The 436-nt window shown below is 58.3% G+C and carries 1 protein-coding gene; it reads right to left on the bottom strand.

What is annotated here, in order from left to right; genetic code table 11:
* Positions 1-154 precede the first annotated feature (154 nt).
* The gene (locus KJQ96_RS38760; RefSeq protein WP_309142551.1) at positions 155-433 is read right to left on the bottom strand and encodes a helix-turn-helix domain-containing protein; all 279 of its coding nucleotides are present in this window, start codon (positions 431-433) and stop codon (positions 155-157) included.
* Positions 434-436: the final 3 nt, after the last annotated feature.

Consider the following 436-nt stretch of genomic DNA (forward strand, 5'->3'; position numbering starts at 1 on the left):
GAACGACATCTCAGAGCCGCCGGGGTTGCGGCTCGCCTTCGAGGAGGGCGGCGCGAACATCCATCGCGCGCCCATCCATGGGCCATATTGAACGCGCCACGGATTACTTGTCGGCAGTATCCGAGATGCGTGCGAGAGAGAAACAAGATAGTCGTCATCTTTGGGCGCCCGAACGAGGACTCTTGTGTAAACTTCTGTAGTGTTGGGGCGAGACACCGTACATAGCCTTGAAGCTTCGACCGAAATGGGTCATATCGGAAAATCCCCAGCCGTACGCGATATCGCTGATCGTCCGATGCCCTTGCAGAGGGTCTTCAAGCGCTATTCGACATCTCACAAGTCGCCGGGTTCGGATCAGGCGCGTAATCGAGGTGCTCTGCTCGCCGAGGAGTGCGTTGGCATACCGAACGCTAATTCCGGCGGCCTCGGCCACTGT

The sequence above is a fragment of the Bradyrhizobium sp. sGM-13 genome, from assembly GCF_018398875.1.
GTDB lineage: Bacteria > Pseudomonadota > Alphaproteobacteria > Rhizobiales > Xanthobacteraceae > Bradyrhizobium.